This window comes from Janthinobacterium sp. UMAB-60, from assembly GCF_900095235.1.
Lineage (GTDB): Bacteria > Pseudomonadota > Gammaproteobacteria > Burkholderiales > Burkholderiaceae_D > Janthinobacterium.
In genome coordinates, this window is sequence record NZ_LT607483.1 from 89,023 (window position 1) to 114,631 (window position 25,609).

Annotated in this window: 24 protein-coding genes; 14 read left to right on the forward strand and 10 right to left on the reverse strand. The window is 61.0% G+C overall.

Translation table 11 applies throughout. From position 1 onward, the window contains the following. Positions 1–4: 4 nt before the first annotated feature. Genes nth through K0F86_RS03760 form a run of 3 tightly spaced genes read right to left on the reverse strand, consistent with a single transcriptional unit; the run spans position 5 to position 1,703 of the window. Positions 5–652 carry an endonuclease III gene (nth, locus tag K0F86_RS03750; protein WP_219133028.1) on the reverse strand — a complete coding sequence of 216 codons (648 nt, stop codon included), beginning with the start codon at positions 650–652 and terminating at the stop codon, positions 5–7. Further along, positions 649–1,383, reverse strand: a complete 735-nt coding sequence (rsxB, locus tag K0F86_RS03755; RefSeq protein ID WP_219133029.1) for an electron transport complex subunit RsxB — start codon at positions 1,381–1,383, stop codon at positions 649–651. Before rsxB ends, nth begins: the two co-directional genes overlap by 4 nt. Beyond that, positions 1,380–1,703: a hypothetical protein gene (locus K0F86_RS03760; RefSeq protein WP_219133030.1), complete on the reverse strand. Its 324-nt coding sequence runs from the start codon at positions 1,701–1,703 to the stop codon at positions 1,380–1,382. The genes rsxB and K0F86_RS03760 overlap by 4 nt, the downstream gene beginning before the upstream one ends. 43 nt (positions 1,704–1,746) lie before the next feature. Between K0F86_RS03760 and K0F86_RS03765 the strand changes: the two genes are divergently transcribed. From K0F86_RS03765 to K0F86_RS03775, 3 genes are all read left to right on the forward strand, one after another. After that, a complete protein-coding gene (locus K0F86_RS03765; protein ID WP_219133031.1) occupies positions 1,747–2,487 on the forward strand; it encodes an ABC transporter substrate-binding protein in 741 nt (246 codons plus the stop codon). A 126-nt stretch (positions 2,488–2,613) separates the two neighbouring features. Beyond that, positions 2,614–5,163 (forward strand): TonB-dependent siderophore receptor, encoded by a 2,550-nt coding sequence (locus K0F86_RS03770; protein WP_219133032.1) that lies wholly within the window; start codon positions 2,614–2,616, stop codon positions 5,161–5,163. Between the two features lie 42 nt (positions 5,164–5,205). After that, positions 5,206–5,901: a DOPA 4,5-dioxygenase family protein gene (locus K0F86_RS03775; RefSeq protein WP_219133033.1), complete on the forward strand. Its 696-nt coding sequence runs from the start codon at positions 5,206–5,208 to the stop codon at positions 5,899–5,901. 65 nt (positions 5,902–5,966) lie between these two features. Here the strand turns inward: K0F86_RS03775 and K0F86_RS03780 are convergent, their stop codons facing one another. The 4 genes from K0F86_RS03780 to K0F86_RS03795 form a co-directional block, all read right to left on the reverse strand. Then, positions 5,967–7,187, reverse strand: a complete 1,221-nt coding sequence (locus tag K0F86_RS03780; RefSeq protein WP_035825103.1) for a polyhydroxyalkanoate depolymerase — start codon at positions 7,185–7,187, stop codon at positions 5,967–5,969. A gap of 275 nt (positions 7,188–7,462) precedes the next feature. After that, positions 7,463–7,786: a ferredoxin FdxA gene (fdxA, locus tag K0F86_RS03785; protein WP_010395176.1), complete on the reverse strand. Its 324-nt coding sequence runs from the start codon at positions 7,784–7,786 to the stop codon at positions 7,463–7,465. A 332-nt stretch (positions 7,787–8,118) separates the two neighbouring features. Further along, entirely contained in the window at positions 8,119–8,406 is a 288-nt protein-coding gene (locus tag K0F86_RS03790; protein WP_219133034.1) for a protealysin inhibitor emfourin, read from the reverse strand. 89 nt (positions 8,407–8,495) lie between these two features. Continuing rightward, on the reverse strand, positions 8,496–9,893 hold the full coding sequence (locus tag K0F86_RS03795) for a hypothetical protein (protein WP_219133035.1): 1,398 nt from the start codon (positions 9,891–9,893) through the stop codon (positions 8,496–8,498). 201 nt (positions 9,894–10,094) lie between these two features. Between K0F86_RS03795 and K0F86_RS03800 the strand changes: the two genes are divergently transcribed. The 4 genes from K0F86_RS03800 to proX all read left to right on the forward strand — a co-directional run bounded on the left by K0F86_RS03800 (position 10,095) and on the right by proX (position 14,361). Beyond that, complete coding sequence (locus tag K0F86_RS03800) at positions 10,095–10,379, forward strand: polyhydroxyalkanoic acid system family protein (RefSeq protein ID WP_070219270.1); 285 nt, start codon at positions 10,095–10,097, stop codon at positions 10,377–10,379. A gap of 581 nt (positions 10,380–10,960) precedes the next feature. Further along, positions 10,961–12,193 (forward strand): glycine betaine/L-proline ABC transporter ATP-binding protein ProV, encoded by a 1,233-nt coding sequence (proV, locus tag K0F86_RS03805; RefSeq protein WP_219133036.1) that lies wholly within the window; start codon positions 10,961–10,963, stop codon positions 12,191–12,193. Then, on the forward strand, positions 12,190–13,293 hold the full coding sequence (gene proW / locus K0F86_RS03810; RefSeq protein ID WP_219133037.1) for a glycine betaine/L-proline ABC transporter permease ProW: 1,104 nt from the start codon (positions 12,190–12,192) through the stop codon (positions 13,291–13,293). The genes proV and proW overlap by 4 nt, the downstream gene beginning before the upstream one ends. 9 nt (positions 13,294–13,302) lie before the next feature. Continuing rightward, the gene (gene proX / locus K0F86_RS03815; protein WP_219133038.1) at positions 13,303–14,361 is read left to right on the forward strand and encodes a glycine betaine/L-proline ABC transporter substrate-binding protein ProX; all 1,059 of its coding nucleotides are present in this window, start codon (positions 13,303–13,305) and stop codon (positions 14,359–14,361) included. A gap of 138 nt (positions 14,362–14,499) precedes the next feature. On the opposite strand, the gene K0F86_RS03820 is transcribed toward proX, so the two are convergent. Both K0F86_RS03820 and K0F86_RS03825 read right to left on the reverse strand, forming a co-directional pair. After that, complete coding sequence (locus K0F86_RS03820; protein WP_034782468.1) at positions 14,500–14,754, reverse strand: acyl-CoA-binding protein; 255 nt, start codon at positions 14,752–14,754, stop codon at positions 14,500–14,502. Positions 14,755–14,954: 200 nt separating this feature from the next. Continuing rightward, on the reverse strand, positions 14,955–15,311 hold the full coding sequence (locus tag K0F86_RS03825) for an FKBP-type peptidyl-prolyl cis-trans isomerase (RefSeq protein ID WP_010395194.1): 357 nt from the start codon (positions 15,309–15,311) through the stop codon (positions 14,955–14,957). Positions 15,312–15,507: 196 nt separating this feature from the next. On the opposite strand from K0F86_RS03825, the gene K0F86_RS03830 reads away from it, so the two are divergent. From K0F86_RS03830 to K0F86_RS03855, 6 genes are all read left to right on the forward strand, one after another. After that, on the forward strand, positions 15,508–16,479 hold the full coding sequence (locus tag K0F86_RS03830; protein ID WP_219133039.1) for a cytochrome D1 domain-containing protein: 972 nt from the start codon (positions 15,508–15,510) through the stop codon (positions 16,477–16,479). Beyond that, positions 16,479–17,315: a polysaccharide deacetylase family protein gene (locus tag K0F86_RS03835; protein ID WP_257571975.1), complete on the forward strand. Its 837-nt coding sequence runs from the start codon at positions 16,479–16,481 to the stop codon at positions 17,313–17,315. The genes K0F86_RS03830 and K0F86_RS03835 overlap by 1 nt, the downstream gene beginning before the upstream one ends. Then, positions 17,312–18,352: a sterol desaturase family protein gene (locus tag K0F86_RS03840; protein ID WP_219133040.1), complete on the forward strand. Its 1,041-nt coding sequence runs from the start codon at positions 17,312–17,314 to the stop codon at positions 18,350–18,352. The genes K0F86_RS03835 and K0F86_RS03840 overlap by 4 nt, the downstream gene beginning before the upstream one ends. After that, positions 18,352–19,179 (forward strand): EI24 domain-containing protein, encoded by an 828-nt coding sequence (locus K0F86_RS03845; protein ID WP_219133041.1) that lies wholly within the window; start codon positions 18,352–18,354, stop codon positions 19,177–19,179. Before K0F86_RS03840 ends, K0F86_RS03845 begins: the two co-directional genes overlap by 1 nt. A gap of 31 nt (positions 19,180–19,210) precedes the next feature. Continuing rightward, positions 19,211–19,996 carry a molybdopterin-binding protein gene (locus tag K0F86_RS03850; RefSeq protein ID WP_219133042.1) on the forward strand — a complete coding sequence of 262 codons (786 nt, stop codon included), beginning with the start codon at positions 19,211–19,213 and terminating at the stop codon, positions 19,994–19,996. Positions 19,997–20,360: 364 nt separating this feature from the next. Continuing rightward, positions 20,361–23,477, forward strand: coding sequence for a transglycosylase domain-containing protein (locus K0F86_RS03855; RefSeq protein WP_219133043.1), 3,117 nt, complete (start codon positions 20,361–20,363; stop codon positions 23,475–23,477). Positions 23,478–23,528: 51 nt separating this feature from the next. Here K0F86_RS03855 and K0F86_RS03860 read toward each other — a convergent pair whose 3' ends face one another. After that, positions 23,529–24,134, reverse strand: a complete 606-nt coding sequence (locus K0F86_RS03860) for a glutathione S-transferase family protein (RefSeq protein ID WP_219133044.1) — start codon at positions 24,132–24,134, stop codon at positions 23,529–23,531. A gap of 131 nt (positions 24,135–24,265) precedes the next feature. Between K0F86_RS03860 and K0F86_RS03865 the strand changes: the two genes are divergently transcribed. Beyond that, complete coding sequence (locus K0F86_RS03865; protein WP_219133045.1) at positions 24,266–25,609, forward strand: TAXI family TRAP transporter solute-binding subunit; 1,344 nt, start codon at positions 24,266–24,268, stop codon at positions 25,607–25,609.

Consider the following 25,609-nt stretch of genomic DNA (forward strand, 5'->3'; position numbering starts at 1 on the left):
TTGCCTACACCACGGCCGGCATCGGCGACTTGTCCTTGTAATCGCACAGGTCGGCAATCATGCAGTTCCAGCATTGCGGCTTGCGCGCCGTGCAGGTGTAGCGGCCGTGCAAGATGAGCCAGTGGTGGGCGTCGTGCAGGAATTCCTTGGGTATGAATTTCAACAGTTTTTGCTCGACGATATCGACATTCTTGCCCGGCGCAATGCCGGTGCGGTTCGAGACGCGGAAGATATGCGTGTCGACCGCCATGGTCGGTTCGCCAAACGCCGTGTTCATGACCACATTCGCCGTCTTGCGGCCCACGCCGGGCAAGGCTTCCAGCGAGGCGCGGTCGCGCGGTACTTCGCCGCCGTGCTGCTCCAGCAGGATCTGGCAGGTGGCGATGACGTTCTTCGCCTTGGTGCGGAACAGGCCGATGGTGCGGATGTAGCTGGCCAGCTCGTCGACGCCCAGCGCCAGTATCTTGGCCGGGGTATTGGCGACCGGATACAGCAAACGGGTCGCCTTGTTGACGGACACGTCCGTCGCCTGCGCCGACAGCAGCACGGCGATCAGCAGTTCGAACGGCGTCGTGTATTCGAGTTCCGTTTTCGGGGAGGGATTGGCGGCGCGAAAGCGCGTAAAGATTTCCAGGCGTTTGGCAGCGTTCATGCGTCTTTTTTCGGCGTGTTGGGGGCGGGCGGTTCGGTCTGGGTGGCGGCGCTGGCGGCGGCCTTGGCGCGCGCGCGTTCCATGGCGGCGGCGATGATGGCGCGCTTGCGTTCCTTTTCCGCCTGTTCGTCGGGCGTGACGGGCACTTCCTGCGTCACTTCCTGCATCTTGGCGACGGCCTTGGCGGCCAGGCGCGCGTCGTTGGCCTCGGCTTCGCGGCGCAGCCGCTGTGTGCGGAAATCGTGGCGCGCGCGCGCGTCGTCCGCTTCCGCCTGGCTCCACGCATCCCAGCCCGTGGCGTCGCCGCTGACCGGGTACATGACGATGCAGTCGACGGGGCACGGTGCCACGCACAGGTCGCAACCCGTGCACAGATCGGTCACCACCGTATGCATCTGCTTGGCGGCGCCGACGATGGCGTCGACGGGACAGGCCTGGATGCACAGGGTACAGCCGATACACAGCGATTCGTCGATATAGGCGACAGATCGCGGACGTTCGAGGCCGTTCACGGGATTGAGCGGAATGACTTTTTTGCCCAGCAAGCCGGCCAGGCGCACGATACCCTGCGCGCCGCCGGGTGGGCACTGGTTGATGTCGGCGCTGCCGGCGGCAATCGCTTCCGCATACGGGCGGCAGCCGTTGTAGCCGCATTTGGTGCATTGCGTTTGCGGCAGCAAGTCTTCGATCTGGTCGGCAAGTAAGGGAGGGGCAGGGTGCGGCACGGTCATCTTCCACGATAAAACGCCATTATCGGCCATCCGGCGCGCGCACAAGTAAAAACCTGTGTCGTGAAAGGGGATAGCACGCCCATGGCAGGCCTGTTGCAGGTGCGCCGCAATCGTATTTTATTTCCAGCAGGAATGTCAAAGTGAAAATAAACAACTTTGAAAATTCTTTTTTTTATGGGAGCATGGTTTTTATCAAGCCAGTGATCAAAAAAAGCCGACCGCCAGTCCTGTTGCCGCGCCTGCATTGCAAGGCGCGCCAGGCCATAGGAGCAAAACATGCGTTTCCTCCGGACAGTTGGTTTGCCCTTCTGTTTATTCATGCACTCTGCGCTTGCCCTTGCGCACGGGCAGGCAGGATCTCCCATGGCGGCGCCGGGCGCTGCCAGTTCGCGCATCGTCCGTTTCGCGGCGGAAGACTGGCCGCCCTTCATTTCCCATAGTTTGCCTGCCGATGGCATGTCGGGCGCCATGGTCAGCGCCGTCTTCGAGCGTCTCGGCTATACAGTCAGGTATGAATATTTTCCCTGGAAGCGCGCCATGCAGTTCGGCCTGGCCAGTCCCCGCTACGCCGGGTTTCTGGCCGTCTGGCGCACGCCCGAACGGGAAAAACTCTGCCACTTTTCTGTTCCAGTTGGCAATACGCAAGGCGTGCTCGCGTATCTGAAAGAAGATGGCGTGCCCGGTACCACCCTGGCCGAACTGGGCCAGCTGCGCATCGGCACCGTGGCCGGCTACTCGAATGGCGAGCAGTTCGATGGCATGGTGGCGCGTGGCGAACTGAAGACGGAAGAGGGCTTGAACGACGCGACGAATCTGAAGAAACTGTTCATCAAGCGCTACCGCGTGATCGTCATCGAGCGCCACGTGCTGCAGCACTTGCTGATGGGGCGCAACTTCAGCAAGGCCGAACGTGAGCGCATCGCCATCATCGATACCGTCTTCAAGGAGCGCCCCGTGCACGTGTGCTTTCAGCGCACCGCAGACGGCGCGGTGCAGCAAAAGCGCTTCAACGAGGCGGCGCGCGATATCGACACGGCCAGGCTGGAACGCGATTACTGGAAGCGGCTCGACCAGAGCCTGGCGACGGCTCCAGCGAATCCCTGAGCTGTCGCGCCACTGTTGTTCGTTGCCAAAACGAAATATCTAAATACGAAACCATTCGTTCTTGTTTGTTTGTCCATCCTTTAGTCTGCAACCACTGTGTTGACGACTTTGAAAGGATGTTTTCGTATGCTGGAACTGATGCACAAGCACTACCCCGCACCACGCCTGCGGCAACTGGCGCACGCCGTCTCGGTGGCCGTGCTGGCGCTGGCAGCGCCCGGCGTGGCGCATGCGCAAGCCGCCCTGGATGGCGCTGGCGCGCTCGACGCTGTCATCGTCACGGGCGCGCGCGGCACGGGCCGCACCGTGGCCAACAGCGCCGCGCCGATCGACGTGATCAGCGCGCAGCAATTGCAAGCCACGGGCAAGTTGAACCTGCTCGATGCGCTAGACACGGCCTTGCCATCGTTTAACTTGCCGGCCCGCGTGCAGCCCGATCTGGGCAGCATCGTGCGCGCGGGCCAGCTGCGCAACCTCGACCCGTCGCATACACTGGTGCTGGTGAATGGCAAGCGCCGCCATACGACGGCCATCGTCAATGAGGATGGCTTTCCCGGTTCCGTCGCCACCGACCTGGCCCTGATCCCCACGGGGGCCATTGCCCGCGTGGAAATCCTGCGCGATGGCGCCTCGGCCATCTACGGCTCGGACGCCATCGCCGGCGTCATCAACATCATCCTGAAATCCGATGACAAGGGCAGCTTCAGCTCGCAGCTCGGTTCCACCTACGAAGGCGACGGCACGAACGGCTCCGCGCGCATCGATGGCGGCACGCGCCTGGGCGAACACGGCTTTGCCCACTTCGGCGCCGAAGTCCAGCGCCAGGGCATCGCCGTGCGCAATTTCGGCCTGAATCCCGGCTATTTGTCGTATCCGGCCGTGCGCAACAGCGATGGCCAGCTGGTCAAATTGGGACCGAACAACAGCTTGCCGGCCGGTGCCTCGCCGAACCCGGCCGAAGCGAAGCGCAACAGCAATCCCTGGCGCAATACGGGCGTGCCGCAAAGCACGACCGCCTCGCTCAGCGCCAACCTCGGCTATGACGTGTCGAACGAGGTGCAACTGTACGGCTTCGGCACGTATGCCCACCGCAATGCCCGCTCGGCGCAGAATTTCCGCCTGCCCAATACCATTTTCAATAACAACAAGGGCTTGCTGTCCGTGTATCCCGACGGCTTCACGCCGTATGAAACGACGAGCGAAAACGACTTTTCCTTGACGGGCGGCATCAAGGGCGAGACGGCGGGCTGGAGCTGGGATGTCAGCAGCACCTACGGCCGCGACGATATCGACGTGGGCGTGGAGCACTCGGCCAACTACTCGCTGGCTTATCCGGGTGGCAAGACCGATTTTGATATTGGCAACCAGCGCTACAGCCGTTCGACGACAAATGCGGACGCGCGTCGCTCCGTGCCACTGGGATTGAGCGAACTGGCCGACCTCAGCGTCGGCCTCGAGTATTCGCATGAAACGCAGCAGCGCAGCCCGGGCGAACCCGCTTCCTGGCAGGGCAGCGGTTCGTCGGCGCTGGCCGGTTATTTACCCGTCGATGCGTCCGACACGGCGCGCCACAGCTATGCGGCGTATATCGGCCTGGGTGCCAAACTGACGCCGGAATGGCTGCTCGACACGGCCTTACGTGCCGAGAAATATTCCGATTTCGGCAGCAAGACGACGGGCCGTTTGTCCGCCCGCTATGACGTCACGCCCGCCGTGGCCGTGCGTGGCACCGTCAGCAACGGTTTTCACGCCCCCAGCCTGGTGACGCAATCGTATTCGAACACGTCTGATCATGCGGGCGTGCCCTACACCCTGGCGCAGCCCAATTCCGTTGCCGCGCGGGCGCTGGGCGCGCAAGCGTTGAAACCGGAAAAATCGACGAACCTGTCGGCCGGGCTGACCTTCAATCCTACGTCCACCCTGCGCCTGGCCGTTGATGCGTATCAAATCAAGGTCAGCGACCGCCTGGGCGTGTCGTCGAACATCGGCATCGACCGCAGCTCGGGCGTGGCGTTCGACGGCAGCGGCCGGCCGTTGACGGCGGCGCAAGCGACCATCATTGAAAACCTGCTGCGTTCGGCGGGCTTGACGGTGGGCAATGGCCTCGTCGCGCATTACTTTGCCAACGTGGGCGACACGCGCACGCGCGGCATCGATTTCACGGCGGAAGATGTGCTGCGCGTGGCCGACGGCAAGCTGCGCTGGACGGCGGCGGCGAATTTCAACCATACGAGCCTGGCGGGCAAGGCAGAACTTCCCACCGTGCTGCAAGGCTTGCCGAATATCGGCACCCTGAGCAAATCGGCCGAGTACGACTTGCTGTACCGGGCACCGCGCGACAAGGAAATCGTCACGCTGGCGTATGAAAGGGCGGGTTGGACTTTCAACGTGCGTGAGACGCGCTACGGCAAGCTCAAGCGCCTGAACGCCATCACGGGCGGTGATTACCAGCTGAAAGCCGCCTTCGTCACGGACCTGAGCATCGGCTATGACGTCAGCAAGCGCATCAACGTGACGGTGGGCGCCAACAATGTCTTCGACCAGAAACCGAACCAGGTGCCGCGCGAAGCGCGCAGCGCGTCGAATCTGGCCCAATACACGGGCGCGTACGACAACTCGGGACCATTGGGCGTTCTGGGTGGCTATTACTACGCCCGTGCCACAGTTCAATTTTGAGCCGCCTTCTCTTCATACTTATCATCAAGAACAGGAAATCCTATGTCTGACCACAATCAACACGCGGCCATCGATCTGGAATGGGCCAATCTCCTCTCTCCGCAACGCCGCACGGTCTTGCGCGGCGGCGGCCTGGTGGCGGCGCTGGCCGCTTCGGGCCTGGCTGCTTCGGCGCTGGCGCAGGATGGCGCCGTCAAACGCGCGAAACAAGTAAAACCAGCTGCGCCCGGCAAAAGTCCGTGGGGCGAGCATACGGATACGGCGCCCACGCCGCGCCCCGTCAGCGTGCGGCCCGGCGAGGAAACCTTGCCGGGCAAGCCGCGCGCCTACACGGATATCGAGAGTTATCACGCGCATATCTATTTTGATGAAGACAGTTACCAGAAGGCGGCGCTGATACGCAAGTGGGCGGCCGAGCGCTTCCAGATCGAGCTGGGCGACTGGAACCTGGAGCCGCGCGGCCCGCACGTGACGCCGTCGTTCTATTTCGGCTTTACCAATGATTTATTGCCTGTGATCGTGCCATGGCTGCAGCTCAACAGCCTGGGCCTGACGATATTGATCCACCCGAATACGGAAGATCCCCGTGCCGACCATCTGTATTACGCGCTGTGGGTGAACCGTTCGCAGCCCGTGAACGGCTACGCGATGAAGAAGCCGGGGCCGGGCGAGCCGCGAGTCGAGCAGATCTTTGTCAATACGCGCCCGACAGTGAAAATCGAAACGTCGCGCGCATGAGCTGGGCATAAAAAAACGCCACGCCAGTGTGAACTGGCGTGGCGTTTCGATGGATATGCCGTGTATCAGCCGTGTTTTTGGATGAATTCACCGATTTTCGGGCAAATGATCTCGCGCCAGCGGCGGCCCGAGAAGATGCCGTAATGGCCGCATTTCGGCGCCACGAAGTCTTGCTGCATCTCGGCAGGGATGCCGGAACACAAATCATGCGCCGCCTGCGTCTGGCCGGCGCCGGAAATGTCGTCCAGTTCGCCTTCTACGGTAAACAGCGCCACGTTCGTGATGTCTTGCGGACGCACCAGCTGGCCGCCCACTTTCCAGGTGCCCATCGGCAGGCTGAATTCCTGGAAGACCGTTTTGATGGTTTCCAGGTAGTACTCGGCCGGCATGTCCAGCACGGCGTTGTACTCGTTGTAGAACTGGCGATGGCCTTCCGCCGGCTCGTCATCGCCTGTCACCAGGTGCATGTAGAACTCGCGGTGGCTTTGTGCGTGGCGGCCCGGGTTCATGGCGATGAAACCGGCGTGCTGCAGGAAGCCCGGATACACCTTGCGGCCAAAGCCAGGGTAGTTCGGCGGCACCGCGTAGATCACGGTGTTTTCAAACCACGAGAACTTCTTTTCCGTCGCCAGATTGTTCACTTGCGTGGGCGAGCGGCGCGGGTCGATGGGGCCGCCCATCATGGTCATGGTTTTCGGCATGTGCGGATCTTTGGCCGTCGCCATCAGCGAGATGGCGGCCAGCACAGGCACGGTCGGTTGACAGACGGAAATCACGTGCAGGTCGGGCGCCAGCAGGCGGATGAACTCTTGCACATAATAAATGTAGTCGTCCAGGTGGAACGGGCCTTCCGTCAGCGGTACCATGCGCGCGTCCGTCCAGTCGGTGATGTAGACATCGTGCTCGGCCAGCAAGCCGCGCACGGTATCGCGCAGCAGGGTCGAGTGGTGACCGGACAGGGGGGCAACCAGCAAAACTTTAGGCTGTTGCAAGCCAGTGGCTTCTTTTTTGAAGTGAATCAGGCGGCAAAACGGTTTTGTCACGACAACGTGTTCGCGGATGTCGACGCTCTCGCCCTGGACGAGCACGGATTTGATGTCGAATTGCGGTTTTTCGTAGTCTTTGCCAAGGCGGTACATCAGCTCGTAGCCGGCTGCGATGCGTTGCGAAAACGGAGTGTGGGCCAGTGGGGAAACCGGGTTGGTAAATAACTTGGAGGACATGTCTGCCCATTGCATCACCGGGGTGAGGAAAGAGCGTTGCAGTTCGTGCAGTTGGTAAAGCATATAGAGTCCTTGTTTAATTCCAAGCGCCAATATCGGCTCAAATATCATAATCCAATTTTACGATATTTGTTGAGGACAAAATGTGCTTTACCACGCATAGGTCCACAGTTTGCGCAATGATGTGACAACGCGCCACACTTGCGTGGATAGACCTGCAACGATGTTTTAAAAGTAAAAAAAGCAGCGTTTCCGCTGCTTTTTGTACATTTATTTGCCGCTACGCCCCTGCGGGAAGGAATATTTCCGCAGGAATGTCCGCCGCAACTGCCGTGCGCTTAGCGCACCAGCATGTCGAGCTTGTCCTTGACGTCCTTGTATTGCTCGGCTTCCGGCAAGGCAGCCTTCGTCTTGGTGATCGAAGGCCAGTTGCGGGCCAGATCGACGTTGATCTTGATGAAGGCTTGCTGGTCGCCCGGCACGTCTTCTTCCGCGAAAATCGCGTTCACCGGGCACTCTGCCACGCAGACGGCGCAGTCAATACATTCGTCCGGATCGATCGCCAGGAAGTTCGGGCCTTCCCGGAAACAATCTACCGGGCAGACATCGACGCAGTCGGTGTAGCGACAGGCGATGCAGGATTCGGTGACAACGTGGGTCATAACAGTCCTATCAATTTTGGGGGAGGTGCTGTAGCGCCTGCAGGAACCTCGGCGGCGCATACTAAAGCAAAGCATTGTATTTTAAGGCAATTCGCTATTTCTCACAAATCCCGCTTATATACAATACATATAAGCAAATTCATTTTTTCGCGTTGCCGTTGCCGCGCAGAGAGTGCAATTCAGCGACTATCCGGGACGTTGCCATGACGAACGCGGCAAGAAAGCGACAGTCGCCCGATGCGGCAGAGTGCAGTGCGGGCGGCGTGCTGACTTGCCGTGTGGTGTTTTTGTTTTACTCAAATCAAGATCGACCAAAATACATGCCAGAAAAATCAGGCGCTGGCACGTATTTGCGTCAGCAACTGTTGCCAACGTACATTTTCAGCACTGCCATCCTCGGCAAACGTGATGGTGCGGCGCGCGGTGGGCGCGTCGACGGTGATCTGCCAGCGGGGGATGTCGGCGCCCAGCTGTTCCCCCGTGGCTTGCTGATGCGTGAAAAAGCCGCTGCTGGCCAGTGCCGCTTCCAGCCCGGGGCCGGCCGGATGGGCTTGCGTATCGATCTCATACTGTTCGCTCAGGCCGGCAAAGCCGCCGCTGCTGCGGGCTGAAATTTTCATGCTGCTCCTTGCTGTGAATGGTGGTGGGGAACGCGCCATGGTCTGCCGCTGGCGCGGCTGGCCTGAAGCGGGCATGCTGGTGCTGCTTGTTACCGCGAGCCGTAGTTGCGGCACCAGGCGGCCAGCGCTTCGCGCTCCGCTTCGAGCAACTGGTCCGATTCGCTGTATTCCGCATGGTTCATGGTACCGCAGCAGGCGCGCCTGTCTTGCACGGCGTTGTCGTCGTCGACAACATCTGGGGCAAAGCCCATCTGGCCATCTTCTGTCATGGCATTGGCCTTGAGCACTTCGCGCACGGTAAAGCTGTTGCGGATGAAGTCCAGGTAGGCGCCGTTGCCATCGGCCTCGGCGATCGTCAGCATGTGGCCGGCCACGTCGGCATACGTGGCGGCTTGCTCGGGCGATGCCACCAGGGCGCGCAGAACCAGGCTGCGCAGGTAGTCGCCGCAGCGGTGCAGCACGGCCGCGTCGTCTTCCAGCTGGGGCTGGCGTTCGTGGGCAAAGATGTCGGCCAGGATGTCGTAGATGGCGCCCGTAAACACTTGCGAGATGGCGTGTACCTCCGTGCCCGCTTCCGATAATTTGATGTCGTTGTCGGCATTGCGCAAGCCGTTTGGCCGGCCCAGGGCCAGGCCGAACTGTTCCGCCAGGTCGGCCAGGAAGGTTTTGTCGTGCAGGTCGGATTTCGTCTGGGCGATCACCGCTTCCACCTGGTCCAGCTGCGACAGGGCCAGGAAGATGGCGGTCAGGTCGCCGAACGATTCGTGCAAGCCGCCCGTTTGCGGTGGATTGTTGCTGAGCAGCCAATTCGGTTTCAGACCATCGAGCACGGCGTGCCCCGTTTCATGCGAGACGATGTCGAGCGAGCGGCAGGTGTAGACGCGCTCGGTGGCGCCGCTGGGGATGAAGTCGCCGAACTTGAGTGCCTTGTCGCTGCGGCTGTAGTACGCGTTCATGACATTGGGCAAACCGTGCGGAAACACGCGCAGGGGCGCCGTATTGCTGGCGCTATTCCATTGCCAGGGCAGGGGCGGCGCCGTGTCGTTGCTGGAAAGCGCGCGCTGGTACATGGTGAGCGTCATGCGCACGATGGCAAAGGTGTGCACGGCATCGAACTGGTCTGTGTTGGGCGAGACGATGAAGTCGCCGAAGGCGTTCGGGCTGACCTGCGCGATGCCCGGTTCGCCAAACGTGATGCGCGCGTCGCGCGGGCCTTGCAGGATCAGGCCGGGCAAAAAGGCTTTGCGCGTGCCCAGGTCGCTGACGGACGGGTCTTGCTTCCAGATCAGCACGCGCGAACCGACGGGCACGGCGGCCAGGTTGCGGGTCGTTGCCTCGCTCAGGCGGGGCGGGCCTGGCTGCAAGGTCAGTTGCGCATTCTTGCGGTGCTGGCGGTACGGCGCCGAGGGGGTAGGGACATAGCCGACGGGCAGGGACACGCATTTGGTCAGCACGGCTTCGACCGGCACGATGACTTTCTGGTCCATGGTAGCTCTCCAAGATACGCGCAGCTGGAACTGGAATAGTCGTCCCGCTTCGGCGTGTCCGGTTTGATCCCGCGCAAACGAGATGCGGGACGGCGGGCGTTTTTTTGCCAGGCCAGTGCCCGCTGCGGCTGCGCCTGCCGCATGGCGGCTGGTATGATGCTGGCCGTATGGCCCCCGTTTTTATAATAAAAGGATCGTTTGATGGCGGATATAAATATAGTTCAGCAACATAAGCTGACAGCAGCAAAGGCGCGCGAAGCGGCGCAGCAAGTGGCCGACAAGCTGGCCCAGGAATATGACCTGGCGTGCGCCTGGGATGGCGATGTACTGCGCTTCGAGCGCAGCGGCGTCGATGGTTCGCTGACCCTGGAAAAAGAGCAGGCGCAACTGCAAATCAAGCTGGGCTTCATGCTCAGCGCCTTTGCTTCCACCATCGAAGGCAAGATTGCCGAGAAGATGCGCAAGGTGTTTACCGAAGCAGTTTGATGGCGTTTCACCCGCTTGTCTGGCGCCCTGTTTGGTGCTAGGAAGCGTGTCGCAGCGATGGGCGAAAAGACGATGCCAACACGTCTCTTTTCGCCTTTTTTACGTCTGACTGTACGCTGGCGAACATTGCTATCACATTTCTATTTGGAAAGCCATTGGACTTTGGTGTCTTTTTGCGTTATACTTGAGTCATATTTACAACAGCTACACCGCGTTTCACCTTCTGCTTCGCAGTACTCTCCGCTCGCTGAGTGGTGAATAATTCTTCGGGTTTTACACCCGCATCCAGTTAAAAGTAGCTTGGTCGATTTTTTCGGTCAAATACATTTGGTGCCATGTATTTGCATGGCGCTAGCGTTGTTAAAAGTCCTGAACCACAGCCTCTTTTAGCACGCACACGGCACCCCGGCATCGGCTTTGGCCATCCGCTGGTCACACGCGTGTCACCCCCTGTTTACTGTCGCTCCCGTGCGCTTTTTGCGCCGTGGCGTAGCCGACGCAACAGGGTTTGTTGATTCCCGCCGCAAGCTAGCAGCTTGCTGGGTTTCATTCCATTCGTCAAATCGAGGGAGAACCACATCGTGGCAAAACAAATCATTATCGACCATGTGTTCAAAGTGTTCGGCGACAAGCCAGAAGAAGCACTTGAACTCGTCCGCAAGGGCGCCAGCAAGCAGGATATCCTGGCCAAGACCGACTGCACCATCGGCGTCTTCGACGCCACCTTTACCATCGAAGCGGGCGAGATCTTCGTCATCATGGGCCTGTCCGGTTCGGGCAAGTCGACCCTGGTGCGCATGCTGAACCGCCTGATCGAGCCGACCGCCGGCCGCATCCTGATCGACGGCAACGACATCAACACCTTGCCGGACGCCCAACTGCGTGCCCTGCGCCGCAAGGACATCAGCATGGTGTTCCAGTCGTTCGCGCTGCTGCCGCAAATTACCGTGCTCGACAACACTGCCTTCGGCATGGAACTGGCCGGCATGCCCAAGGCCGAGCGCCATGCGCTGGCCCAGCAAGCTTTGGAGCAAGTGGGCCTGGACGGCTACGGCGCCAGCTATCCCGACGAATTGTCGGGCGGCATGCAGCAGCGCGTGGGCCTGGCCCGTGCGCTGGCTTGCGATCCATCGATTTTGCTGATGGATGAAGCGTTTTCCGCGCTCGATCCGATTATCCGTACGGAAATGCAATCGGAACTGCTGCGCTTGCAGCAAATCAAGCGCCGCACCATCGTCTTCATTTCGCATGACCTCGACGAAGCCATGCGTATCGGCGACCGCGTTGCCATCATGAAAGACGGCCATGTGGTGCAAGTGGGCACGCCGGAAGAAATCTTGCGTAAACCTGCCAACGATTATGTGCGCAACTTCGTGCGCGGCGTCGATGCGGCGGCCGTCTTCAAGGCCAGCGATATTGCCCGCAAGAGCCAGATCGTGGTGTCGGAATCGCCGAGCCGCGGCTCGCGCGCCGCGCTGTCGATGCTGGAAGAGCAGGATCGCGCGTTTGCGTACATTGTCAATCCGCAGCGCAAGTTCCTCGGCGTCGTCTCGGTCGATTCGCTGCGCAGTGCGCTCGACGGCCATGTGGGCCCGCTGGGCCTGGCGCATGCCTATCTGCCTGACGTGCAGACCATCAACGCAGATGAGCCAGTCGCCGGCCTGTTCGGCCAGGTGGCGCAACTGCCTTACGCCGTCCCTGTGGTGGCCAATGACGGCAGCTTCCGCGGCGCCATCAGCAAGACAACCTTGCTGAAGTTCCTCGACCGCGATACGCCAGCCATAGCCGAACAACCACAGAAAGGACAAGCATGAACCCAAGCACCGTTTCCACCGTAGAACCTGTTGTTGAGCAGGCCGCCCACATCAATCCCTGGGCGCTGACGCCGCCCACCGACGCCAGCACCGCGTGGCTCGATGCCGCCGCGCCTGCCGTGCAGCCGGAACATGCGTCCGGCTTTCACATGACACAGATTTTCGACGGTTCGCTGCCGCTGGAAAGCTGGATCAACCAGGGCCTGGGCTGGGTCGTGGCGCATTTCCGCCCCTTCTTCCAGGCCGTGCGCGCGCCGATCGACAGCGTATTGTCCGGCGTGGAAGGCGTGCTGCTGGCCGCTCCGTCGCTGACGGTGATCGCCATCATCGGTTTGCTGGCATGGCAATTTACCAGCCGCACGCTGGCCATCGGTACCGTGCTGGCGCTGCTGCTCGTGTCGATGCTGGGCATCTGGCCAGAAGCCATGACGACCTTGTCGCTGGTGTTGACGTCGCTGGCGTTCTGTCTGGCCATCGGCTTGCCGCTGGGCATTTTCCTTGCCAGCAGCGACCGCGCACAGAATATCCTGCGCCCCTTGCTGGACGCCATGCAGACCACGCCCGCCTTTGTTTACCTGGTGCCGGTGGTGATGCTGTTTGGTATCGGTAATGCGCCAGGCGTGATCGTGACGATCATCTTTGCCTTGCCGCCGCTGGTGCGTTTGACCAACCTGGGTATTCGCCAGGTGCGTCCGGACCTGATCGAAGCGGCCCGTGCATATGGCGCTTCGCCGTGGCAGTTGCTGACCCGCGTGCAGTTTCCGCTGGCCATGCCGTCCATCATGGCCGGTATCAACCAGTCGCTGATGCTGTCGCTGTCGATGGTCGTGATCGCCTCGATGATCGCCGTTGGTGGCCTGGGTCAGATGGTGCTGCGCGGTATTGGCCGCCTGGACATGGGTCTGGCAACCGTGGGTGGCCTGGGCATCGTGCTGCTGGCCATCACCCTCGACCGTTTGACGCAAGCGATGGGTCAGCCGCGCCGTGGCGTGCGCCACTGGTATCAGACGGGTCCAGCCGGTTTCGTGCTGCGCCTGGTGCGCGGCAATGCGAAGAAAAATAATGTTGAACAGCAAGCAACGCTGGCCAACGCACAATAAAGGAACCACATGCATCAAATTGACAATTTTAAAGTGACGCAAAAATCGCAACGCAAGTTCCAGCTGTTTTCCGCCCTGGCGATCGCCGCCCTGGCCCTGACCACCAGCCTGGCCATGGCGCAAACGCCGGCCGTGGCAGCCGATGCGCTGCCCGGCAAGGGCGTCAAGGTACAGCCGCTGCAAAGCTCGATCGCGGAAGAAACTTTCCAGACCATGCTGGTGGACAAGGCCCTGGAAAAGCTCGGCTACGAAGTGCAGCCGATCAAGGAAGTGGAGTACCCGACCGCGCATATCGCCATCGCCAACGGCGACGCCACCTTCATGGCCGTGCACTGGGACCCGATGCACAAGGATTTCTATAACAATGCGGGCGGCGACGCCAAGCTGTTGCGCACGGGCCACTACGCCGGCCCGGCCGCGCAAGGTTATCTGATCGACAAGGCAACTGCGGAAAAGTACAACATCACGAATATCGACCAGTTGCGCGACCCGACGCTGGCCAAGCTGTTCGACCACGATGGCGATGGCAAGGCTGACTTGACGGGTTGCAATCCGGGCTGGGGCTGCGAAGCGCTGATCGAGACGCACATGGATGCGTACAAATTGCGCAAGACGGTGACGCACGTGCAGGGCAGCTATGCGGCCCTGATCGCCGACACCCTGGGCCGCTACAAGCGTGGCGAACCGATCCTGTACTACACGTGGACGCCGTACTGGGTCAGTGGCGTGCTGGTGCCGGGCAAGGATGTAGTCTGGCTGAAAGTGCCGTTCTCGGCCAATCCCGACAAGGTGAATACCCGCCTCGACGATGGCAGCGATTACGGTTTTGCCGTCAACACAGCGCGCATCGTGTCCAACAAGGCGTGGGCGGAGAAAAATCCGGCCGCGGCCAAGCTGTTCGAGGTGATGCAACTGCCCGTGGCCGATATCAATGCGCAGAACGAGCGCATGCGCCGCGGCGAAAGCACGCAAGCCGATATCGCGCGTCATACGGCCGGCTGGATCAAGTACCACCAGCAAACGTTTGACGGCTGGATCGCGCAAGCGCTGGCGGCAGCGAAAAAGTAATTTACGGCTGATACCGGCGTAAAAAAAGTGGCTACCGATTTGGTAGCCACTTTTGCGTTTTCAGCCTGTTTTGGTGGTTTTTTGTGAGTTTTCAGCCGTTTTCGGCCTGTTTCTCTGTCAAGCAGGCGTTGGTCGCGTTTAATCCTTCAAGTCTTCGATCAGGTCGATGTACTGCTGTTGCGCCTCTTCCTTCGAGGTGCCGGCCAGGGCAGCCCAGGCGTCGAACTTGGCGCGGTTGACGAAGTCGGTCATGCCAGGACGCTCGCCCGTGGCGTCGCCGCTCGAGGCTTGCTTGAACAAGGCGTAGATTTTCAACAAGGTCATATTGTCCGGACGCTCGGACAGGGTCTTGGAATCGAGCTGCGCTTGTTCGAATTGCTCTTGTAAACTCATGATGGCTCCTGTGTGCTGATGGAATCGCTGGAAAAGTGCGGCAGGCGCGGCGGAGTGGCCACCGTGCGTGCTGCAGTGCCTGACATCATAGTGAAAAAAGCGCGCCGTGCATTAGAGGACACACTCAAAACAAAAGCGCCGCCGCTGAGTGAACAGGGGCGGCGCCAGAGACAGTCGCTTGAGCGCTGCGAAGTCCGTTCTTATACGCCCAGCAGTTCGACGTCGAAAATCAGGGTGGCGTTCGGGGGAATCGCGCCGCCGGCGCCGCGTGCGCCATAGCCCAGTGCTGCCGGGATGATCAGTTGGCGCTTGCCGCCCACTTTCATGCCTTGCACGCCTTCGTCCCAGCCTTGAATGACGCGGCCTGCGCCCAGCGGGAATTCGAATGGGTCGTTGCGGTCCTTGCTCGAATCAAATTTCGAACCGGCGCTGCCGTCGTCGTTTTGCAGCCAGCCCGTGTAATGCACGACAACATTGTTGCCGGCTTGCGCTTCAGCGCCTTCGCCGACGACGGTATCGATGTATTGCAGGCCGGAAGCGGTAGTGGTGGTGGTCATGATAATCCTTGTGTAGGCGATGAAAGCTTCAGATTGTAGAGCAATGAGTTGCAAAGCGCCATTCCAGGCGCGGGACAGGGAAAAAGGGGAAATTACGACGATGTGTGGCTGCCGGTCGCATTTAAGGGGGATTTCATACAAAAAATACAGTGTTCCACGTAAAATGCCTGTTTTGTATTTAACAGTGATTTCTTCCATGTTCCGCAGTCTACGCCGCCTTGTTTTTTCCTCGCTGTGCCTGGTTTCCGCAATATCGACGGCGCAAGCCGAAGTGGTGGTGGTGCTCAATTCCCGTGATGCTACGGTGCAACTGTTGGACCAGAAAACCTATGCTCCCCTGTCCACCTTTGCCGTCGGCAAGGAACCGCATCACCTGATGGAAACGCCGGACGGCAAGTCGCTGATCGTCGCCAGTTCCGTGGGCAATGAGCTGATCTTCCTCGACCCCGTGTCGGGCCAGATCCAGCGCCGCATCAGCAATATCCTCGATCCGTACCAGATCGGCTTTTCGCCGGACCAGAAATGGTTCATCTCGAACTCGCTGCGCCTGGACCGTATCGACCTGTACCGCTACGACGGCAAGACCCTGACCCTGGCCAAGCGCATCCCGCTGCCGAAGCTGCCCAGCCATATGGCCTTCACGGCCGACAGCACCATGGCTTTCATTACCCAACAGGGCAGCAACCAGGTCAGCGCCATCGACCTGGCCACGCAGACGGTGAAATGGACCATGCCTGTCGGCCCGGCGCCGGCCGGCATCACGATGACGCCCGATGGCAAGCATTTGCTGGTCGGCATCATGGGCAGCGATTACGTGGAAGTGATCGACTGGCGCACACAAAAGACCGTCAAGCGCATCAAGGCGGGCGCCGGCACGCATAATTTCCGCGCGCTCGGTGACAAGCGCATGACGTTTGTCTCGAACCGCGTGTCGAACACGATCAACATCATCGACCAGCAAACCCTGGAAAACGTGGGCACCATCAATGTGCCCGGTGGACCGGACTGCATGGAAATCACGCCCGATGGCAAGACCATGTGGGTAACCTTGCGCTGGATCAAGAAAGTGGCCGTGATCGATCTGACCACGCGCAAGGTGATCAAGACGATACCGGTGGGCCGCTCGCCCCACGGCGTGTATTTTGCCACCCACTCGCCGCGCATGTGATGATGCAGCGTCTTATTCTGAGCGGCGGCGTGCCCGCCATGCTGCTGTGCGCCAGCACGATGCTGTCGCCCGCGCAAGCGGCCGCACCTACCGCACCTGTACCCGCCGCATCTTCAGCCCCGGCCGCCTGCAAGGGCACGATCTACATGACCTTCGACACGGGTAGCCAGTCGCAAGCGCAACTGATCGCCGACGTGCTGAACAAGCGCCATGTGAAGGCGACCTTCTTCCTGGCCAATGAAAAGACCACGCGCGGCGACTATTCGCTCGATCCGTCATGGGCGCCGTACTGGAAAGCCAGGGTCGCCGAAGGCCATGCGTTCGGCACGCATACGTTTGACCATGTGTACTGGAAGAAGGATCTGGCCAATGGCTTGATCCAGGTCAAGCCCCAGTTCGGCAAGGATGGCGGCAAGCTGGCGTCGTTTACCGATCAACAGTTCTGCGAAGAATTGCGCCGCGTTGATACGCGCTTCCAGGAGCTGACCGGGCACAAGCTCGACCCATTCTGGCGCGCGCCGGGTGGCTACACCTCGCCGCGCACCCTGGCGGCCGGTAGCGCCTGCGGCTACCAACATGCGGGCTGGGCGCCAGCGGGGTACTCGGGCGATGAGCTGCCCAGCGACAAGTATCCGAATGCCATGCTGCTGAAAAAGGCGCTGGCGAACTTGCGCAGCGGCGACATTTTCATTTCGCACATGGGCATCTGGTCGCGCAAGGATGCGTGGGCGCCCGCCAACCTCGATGCCTTGATTTCTGGCTTGCAAGACAAGGGATTCTGTTTTGCCACCCTGCGCGAGCATCCCGCCTACGCGCAAAAGAAGGGCCAGCCATGACCGTCGCCGACATCGTCAGCCTCGTCACACCCGTCATCGACGCCGTGGTCGACGCCTTTGGCGTGGCGCAGGGCTGGCTGTTCCAGACTGTGGTGAACCCCCTCGTGTATCACCTGGGCTTTGGCGAATTCACGGAAGAGGCGTTCGAGGGCACGGAGTGGCTGCTGATCGGCCTGTGCGAACTGGTGCTGCTGTTTCTCGTGCTGCGCCCGCTCGAAGCCTTGATACCCGCGCAAAAGATCACCGACCCGCGCGCCCGCTGGAACGACTTTATTTATACGGTGCTGCACCGCGTTGGCCTGTTTTCCGTGCTGGTCTTCTTCACGCTCGATCCGCTGATGGATGCCTTGGCCGGTGCTTTGCGTTTCGACAATATCCATCCATTGAACCTGGAATCATTGTTGCCCGGCATCAGTCCCTTGCTCAGTTTTATCATCTATTTTGTGATACTGGACTTCGTCGATTATTGCTACCATCGGGCTTCGCACCATTTCGGCTGGTGGTGGGGCTTGCACAGCCTGCATCACAGCCAGCAAAACATGAACTTGTGGAGCGATGACCGCAACCACTTGCTCGATGACTTCCTGCGCGACGTGGTGATGGCGCTGGTGGCGCTCGGTATCGGCGTGCCGCCGGGCCAGTACGTGCTGCTGGTGTCGATTTCGCGCATTCTGCAAAGCTTGCAGCATGCGAATGTGAGGATACACTTCGGCCGCATCGGCGAACGGCTGCTGATCTCGCCCCGTTTCCACCGCACGCACCACGCGATTGGCGTGGGGCACGAGTCGAAAGGCAAGGGCAGCATGGGCGGTTGCAACTTCGGCGTGGTGCTGCCGATTTGGGATATGCTGCTGGGCACCGCGAATTTCTCGGCCGGCTATGCGCGCACGGGCGTGCGCGACCAGCTGGCCCGCATCGATAGCAATGGCGTGGGCCGGCCCGGGCGCAACTATGGCCGCGGCTTCTGGCAGCAGCAGTGGCTGGGCTTGCGTCGCATGGTGGAATTTGCAAGAATCAAACGAAAAGGACGCCGTTGATGCGTAATGTGTTGAATTCGTATGGCCGTGCTTTCCTGTCGCAATTGCACGGCAAGATACTGCTGTTGAGCGTCGCGCCGTTCATCCTGTCGCTGATCCTGTGGGGCGCCCTGCTGTATGTGGGCTTGCAGCCGCTGATCGACAGCCTGCATGCGCTGTTCACGCAGTATGATTTCTTCCGCACCAGCGGGCAGGTGCTGGCCACCTTCGGCCTGGGCATGCTGAAAGCCGTCATCGTGCCGCTGATCGCCATGTTCATGCTGTTGCCACTGATGATATTGACGGCGCTCATTTTCATGGGCCTGTTCGCCATGCCGGCCATCGGCCGCCATATTGGCGGGCGGCATTTTCCGCAGCTGGAAAAGAAGCATGGCGGCAGCCTGCTCGGCAGCGTCGGCACTTCCCTGGCTACCTTTTTGCTGTTCATCGTCGTCTGGGTGCTCATGCTGCCGCTGTACGCGTTTCCGCCCGCCGCCCTGGTGGGGCAAGCGGTGCTGTGGGGCTGGCTGACGTACCGCGTGATGGCGTATGACGCCATGGCCGACTATGCCAGCGTGGAAGAGCGCCATGCCATCATGCGCACGCAGCGCTGGCCCCTGCTGGCTATCGGCATGGTCTCCGGCACGGCCGGTGCCGTGCCGGGTCTGCTGTGGATGGGCGGCGCGATGTCCGTCGTCTTTTTCCCCTTCCTGGCGGCGTTTGCCATCTGGCTGTATGTACTGATCTTTATCTTTACGGGTCTGTGGTTCCAGTATTACTGCCTGGAAGCGTTGTCGCGTTTGCGGGGCGTACGCGGCATGACCGACGTGGCGCCGGCGGACGCCTGACCATTTTTATTGCATTCTACGAGGGAGCTTCATGGCTATCGGATTGATCATCATCGGCGACGAAATCCTGTCGGGCAAGCGCACGGACCAGCATTTCCCGAAAGTAGTGAGCATGCTCAAGCAGCGTGGCTTGCAGCTGAGCTGGGCGGAATACGTGGGCGACGAACCGGCCCGCCTGGTCGCCTTGCTCAAGCGCAGCTTTGCCAGCGGCGACATCGTTTTCAGCTTTGGCGGCATCGGCGCCACGCCGGACGACCATACGCGCCAGGCCGCCGCCGATGCGCTGGGCTTGCCGCTGGTGCTGCATCCGCAGGGCAAGGTCAATATCCAGCAACGGATCACGGAAATGGGCGCTGAGGCGGGCGTGCCGGCCGATTTGAACTCGCCGGAAAACCTGCATCGCCTGAAAATGGCGGAATTTGTCGAAGGCGCCGAGCTGATTCCGAATCCGTACAACAAGATTGCCGGCTTTGCCGTGCGCGAACATTATTTCGTGCCGGGCTTTCCCGTCATGTCCTGGCCCATGATCGAATGGGTGCTGGACACGCATTACCGCCATTTGTTCAACCAGGTGCCGCACGCGGAACATGCCTTGCTCGTGTATGAAACGGCCGAGTCCCTGCTGACGCCGCTGATGGTGCGCCTGGAGGCAGAGTTTCCGCTGATTAAGGTATTCAGCCTGCCCAGCGTGGGCGATGCGCAGACGCGCCGGCATATCGAACTGGGCGTCAAGGGCGAACCCGCGCAGGCGGCGGCCGCCTTTGCGAACATGTGCGCCGCACTCGATGCCTTGCAGGCGGAATACACCACCATCTGACATGCTGCCAGCCCGGCGCCGGCGGCTTTTTCGCTGGCGTCCCGCCCGCCTTGCATCTATGTACGCAAGCGTACGTTCCCAGACGTTGTTTTTTTGCGAAAATCTTCAATGAAGCAAGGTTTTTGTGCGCGCTCGTCAGTCGTTTTCATGCCGATGTGGTGGAATGGTGAACAGGGGCCTTGCGTGTCGAATGCGGGGTCGCCTGCCTGTGCAGTAGCGTGTTTTTTTGATTCACCGGTATGGACATCATGTTAAGCAAGCCTTGTTGTGACCGGCCCTTGCCGGCCCTCGTCTTATCCCGCGCGGAGCGGTATCGCTACCGCCTTTTCCGCGCCGTCCAAACCCAACTTTATCCCAGCATCCCATGAAAGACACAGGCGTCAACCTGGCCGCGCAAGAGCGGCCCCCCTCTGAACCAGCTGTCGAGGCGTCGCCGCCGGCGAGCCCGCCGAAGAAGCGCCGTTCGCGCATCTGGCCGATCTTTGCCATTATTCTGCTGGCGCTGATCGCCGGCGTGGCGTGGTTCGTCATGCGCGAAGTGCGCACCTCGGCCCTGCAGGCCGAGTTTTTCACGCGCCTGGACCGCCAACTGACGTTCAAGGTCGAGCCTGGCCCTGCACCAGCGGGCGCCATCCGCTATCCGCAGCATGGCCCGTATGACGAGCGCCTCGGCTATGCCAGCCTGCCCGACTTCATCAGCAAGCTCAATGCGCGCGACTATGCCGTCACGGCGCAGGCGCGCATGTCGCCGAAGATGGTGGAGCTGGTCGACCGGGGCATCTTTGCCACGTATCACGAGAAAAACCGCGCGGGCCTGACCATCCTCGATTGCCGCGCCGCGCCCCTGTTTGCGGCCAGCTATCCCGAGCGCATGTTCGACAGCTTTGCCGAAGCACCGCCCGCGCTGGTGCAAAGCCTGCTATTCATCGAAAACCGCGAGTTGCTCGACCCGGGCACGCCCGAGCGCAATCCCGCCGTGGAATGGGACCGCCTGAGCAAGGCGATTCTGGACAAGGCGCTGAACCTGTTCGGCGGCCACCGTGGCGGTGGCGGCAGCACCTTGGCCACGCAGATCGAAAAATACCGCCATTCGGAAGACGGCCGCACCAGTTCCATGCAGGATAAATTGCTGCAGATGATTTCGGCCAGCCTGCGTTCGTACCAGGATGGCGAGAACACCATGGAAGCGCGGCGCAAGATCGTCGTCAACTACCTGAATACCGTGCCGCTGTCGGCCAAAAGCGGCTTTGGCGAAGTCAACGGCATCGGCGACGGCATGTGGGTCTGGTATGGCCGTCCATTTGCCGAAGTGAAGACTTTGCTCAAGGGGAAAATGGACCAGCCGGACAGTGCGCTGGCCTACAAGCAGGCGCTGAGCCTCTTGATCGCGCAACGGCGTCCTTCGCATTATCTGGTGGCCGGCGGCGCCGACCTGGAAGAATTGACCAACAGCCATCTGCGCCTGCTGGCGCAGGCGGGCGTGATTTCGCCGCAGCTGCGCGATGCGGCCATCGCCGAGAAGCTGCGCCCATCGACGGCCTCGGGCGTGCAATCGGAAGCATCGACCTCGTTCGTCACGCGCAAGGCCTCGAATGCCGTGCGCAACCACCTGGCCAGCATGCTCGGCGATCCGCGCCTGTACAACCTCGATCGCCTGGACCTGAAAGTGGTCAGCACGCTCGACGCGCAGGCGCAAAACGCCGTCACCAAGGTCTTGCGCGAGCTGCGCGACCCTGCCGTGGCGAAAGCGGCCGGCCTGACGGGCAAGGGCATGCTGGGCAATGGCGATCCCGCCAATGTAGTCTACAGTTTCACCCTGCTGCAAAAAGGCGACAAGGCCAACTTGCTGCGCGTGCAGACCGACAACTTCGACCAGCCGCTCGATATCAACGAGGGCGCCAAGCTGGACCTCGGTTCCACGGCCAAGCTGCGTACGCTGGTGAGCTACCTCGATATCATCGACCAGTTGCACCAGCGCTACAGCGGCATGGGCGCCGCCGAGCTGGGCAAGATTGCCGTCGATCCGAAGGACATGCTGTCGCAGTGGGCGATTGCTTACCTGAAACCATTGCCGCTCGGCGAGGCGCGCAACTTGCCCGCCATGCTGGCCGCTGCCATGGAACGCAAATATTCGGGCAACCCGGGTGAAGGCTTCTTCACGGGCGGCGGCTTGCACCATTTCGGCAACTTCTCCAAGCTCGACGACAGCCGCATCATGACGGTGCAGCAGGCGCTGCGCCAGTCGACCAACCTGGTGTTCGTGCGCCTGATGCGCGACGTGGCCCGCTACTACATGTTCTCGCGCCCCGATTCCTCGGCCTCGCTGCTGGCGGATGCGGACGATCCGCGCCGCGCCCAGTACCTGAGCCGGTTTGCCGACAAGGAAGGGCGCGAATTCCTGCACCGCTTCTATCAGAAGTACCGCGGCAAGAGCGTCGACGAGCAGGAAAAGATTTTGTTGGCCAGTATCCGTCCGACGCCCGTGCGCCTGGCGAATATCTTCCGCACCATCAATCCGAAGGGAACGGTGGCGGAATTCGGCGACTTCCTCAACGCCAACTTGCCGTCGCAAAACGAAGTGCCGTCCGAGCGCGTGGCCAAGCTGTACGAGCAGTACGCGATGGAAAACTGGTCCTTGGCCGACCGCGGTTATCTGGCCAATGTGCATCCGCTGGAGCTGTGGATGGTGGCCTACCTGCGCCAGCACGAAGGGTCCACCCTGTCGCAGATGGTGGCGGCCAGCGAGAAGGAACGCCAGGAAGTCTACAAATGGCTGTTCAATACGCACCGCAAGCATGCGCAGGACCGCCGTATCGCCAACTTGCTGGAAGTCGAAGGCTTTTTGGAAATCCACCGTCAGTGGAAGAAGATGGGCTACCCGTTCGATTCGCTGGTGCCGTCGTATGCGACGACCCTGGGCGCCTCGGCCGACCGTCCCGCCGCGCTGGCCGAGTTGATGGGCATCATCATCAACGATGGCGTGCGCAAACCGAGCGTGCGCATCGATTCCATGCATTTCGCCGCCAATACGCCGTATGACACCATGGTCAAGCGGGGCAGCAAAGTGGAAGCGGAGCAAGTGCTGTCGCCGGACGTGGCGAAAGCCGTGGCCAAGGCCATCCGCGAAGTGGTGTCGGACGGTACGGCCAAGCGGGCCAAGACGGCATTCGTCGGCGCCGACGGCGTGCCGATCCCGATGGGCGGCAAGACGGGCACGGGCGACCAGCGTTTCGATGTGTATGGCGCCGGCGGCCGCCTGATCGAGTCGCGCTATGTGAACCGTTCGGCCACGTTCGTGTTCAATATCGGCGAGCGCTTCTATGGCAGCATGACGGCGTATGTGCGGGGGCCGGAATCGAAGAACTACGATTTCACCAGCGCCTTGCCCGTGCAATTGCTCGTGTCGCTGGCGCCAAGCCTGATGCCGCTGATCGAGCCGCCCGCGCCGGCCGAAGGCGTGGCCAAGCAGTGCGCCAATTAACCGCATGCGGATTTAGCAAAACGCCAGCTTCCATGCTGGCGTTTTTTCATGCTAGCCGGCAAACACGGCCGTTTTATCTTCCAGGCGCGCATGGTAGGCAGCGATGGCAGGGTAGTCGGGGCGTTGCATCGGGGCCATCAGCCAGCGCTTGACGGACAGGCCCAGCACGATATCGGCCACGGTGAATTGCTCGCCGCACACAAACGCGCCCGTGCGCTGCAGCTGCTGTTCAAGGATGCCCATCATCTTGTTCCATCCAGCAATGCCGGCCGCCAGTTGCGCCGCATCCTGGTGCGCGGGGCTGTGGCGCACCAGCGACATGAAGGCGTAGCGCCAGCTGTTGTTGAGGTCGCCCATTTGCCAGTCCATCCATTTTTCCACTTCCGCGCGGGCGCGGGGCGTGCTTGGCAGCAAGTCGTCGCGGCCCGCCTGGGCGCACAGGTAGCGGCAGATCGTGTTCGATTCCCACAGCACCAGGTCGCCGTCCACCAGCACGGGCACCATGGCGTTCGGGTTCAGGGCCAGAAAGGCGGGGTCGTCGGTGGCGCGAAAGCCGCTGCCCCAGTCTTCGCGTTCGTACGGCAGGTCGAGTTCCTCGCACGTCCACAGGACTTTGCGGACATTGATCGAGGCGGCTTTTCCCAGAATTTTCAGCATGCGGGGCTCCATGGGGCAGGTGGTTGATCTGCCACTGTAGCGGATTTGGCTATGCCGCGCCGGTGAAAGTGCCTTGCATAGTTGCGCTTTTCTTGGCATCGTAGCCACCCATGAAACCTATGCGCCACCACATGTCCAAAATCCTCGCGTTCAGCCGCTTTTCCGTGCGCGATTTCCTCGCCACCGCCGGTCCCACCCTGCTGCTGGTCGGCGCGTTTTGTGCGCTCGCTTACTGGCTGGTCGACCCGGCGCCGCCGCGCCAGGTGAGCCTGTCGACGGGACAGGACAATAGCGCCTATGAAGAGTTCGGCAAGAAATACGCGGCCACCCTGGCCAAGCACGGCATCAAGGTGACCTTGCAGCCGTCGCTGGGTTCGCAGGAAAACCTGCAGCGCCTGAACGCGGGCAAGACCGATATCGCCTTCGTGCAAAGCGGCTCGACGGAGCACGCCGATGCCGAGCGGCATGGCCTCATATCCCTGGGCAGCCTGTTTACGGAACCCGTCTGGCTGTTCCTGCGCGAAGACAAAGCGGTGACGGAACTGACGCAATTGAAAGGCATGAAGATCAACCTGGGGCCGGAAGGCACGGGCGTGCCCAGCCTGTTCCGGCAGTTGCTGTCCGTCAATGGTGTCGAAGCGAACGAGCTGACTGTCAGCGACTTGCAGAACACGCCCGCCACGGTGGAGCTGCTGGAAGGGCGCATCGATGGTCTCGTGTTCAGCTCGGCGCCGGAAGCGCCGCTGATCCAGATGCTGCTGCAAACGCCGGGCATCAAGCTGTTTGATTTTTCGCAAGCGGAGGCGTACACGCGGCGCCTGCCTTTCCTCACGCATGTGGTCTTGCCACGCGGTATCGTCGACCTGGGGCGTAACATCCCCGCGCAGGATTACCACCTGATCGCACCGACCGCCACCCTGGTTGCGCGCGAAGACTTGCATCCGGCCTTGATCGACCTGTTCGTGCAGGCGGCGGCCAGTATTCACGGCGGCACGGGCTGGTTCCAGCAGCAGGGGCAGTTCCCGTCCGCGCGCTACACGGAAATTCCCGTCGCGCCCGAAGCGCTGAAGTTCTACAAGGATGGCGCGCCCGTGCTGCAGCGCTATATGAGTTTCTGGCTGGCCAATTTCTTTGACCGCATGTGGGTACTGGTGGTGGCGCTCGGTGCCTTGATCCTGCCGCTGTCGCGCGTGGTGCCGCCGTTGTACGTGTGGCGTATCCGCTCGCGCGTCTACCGCTGGTATGGCCAGTTACGCACGGTGGAGCAGGCGCTGGAAGACGTTGCGCCAGAGCAGCGCGCGCAAGTGTATGCGGCGCAATTGCAACGGCTCGACCAGATCGAGGAAATGGTCAACCAGATCTCGATTCCGCTGTCGTTTGCCGATGGCTTGTATGGTTTGCGCAGCCACATCAATTTCGTGCGCAAGCGCATCTTGACCTTGATGGGCGAGCACCAGCCGGCAGAATCAAACTAA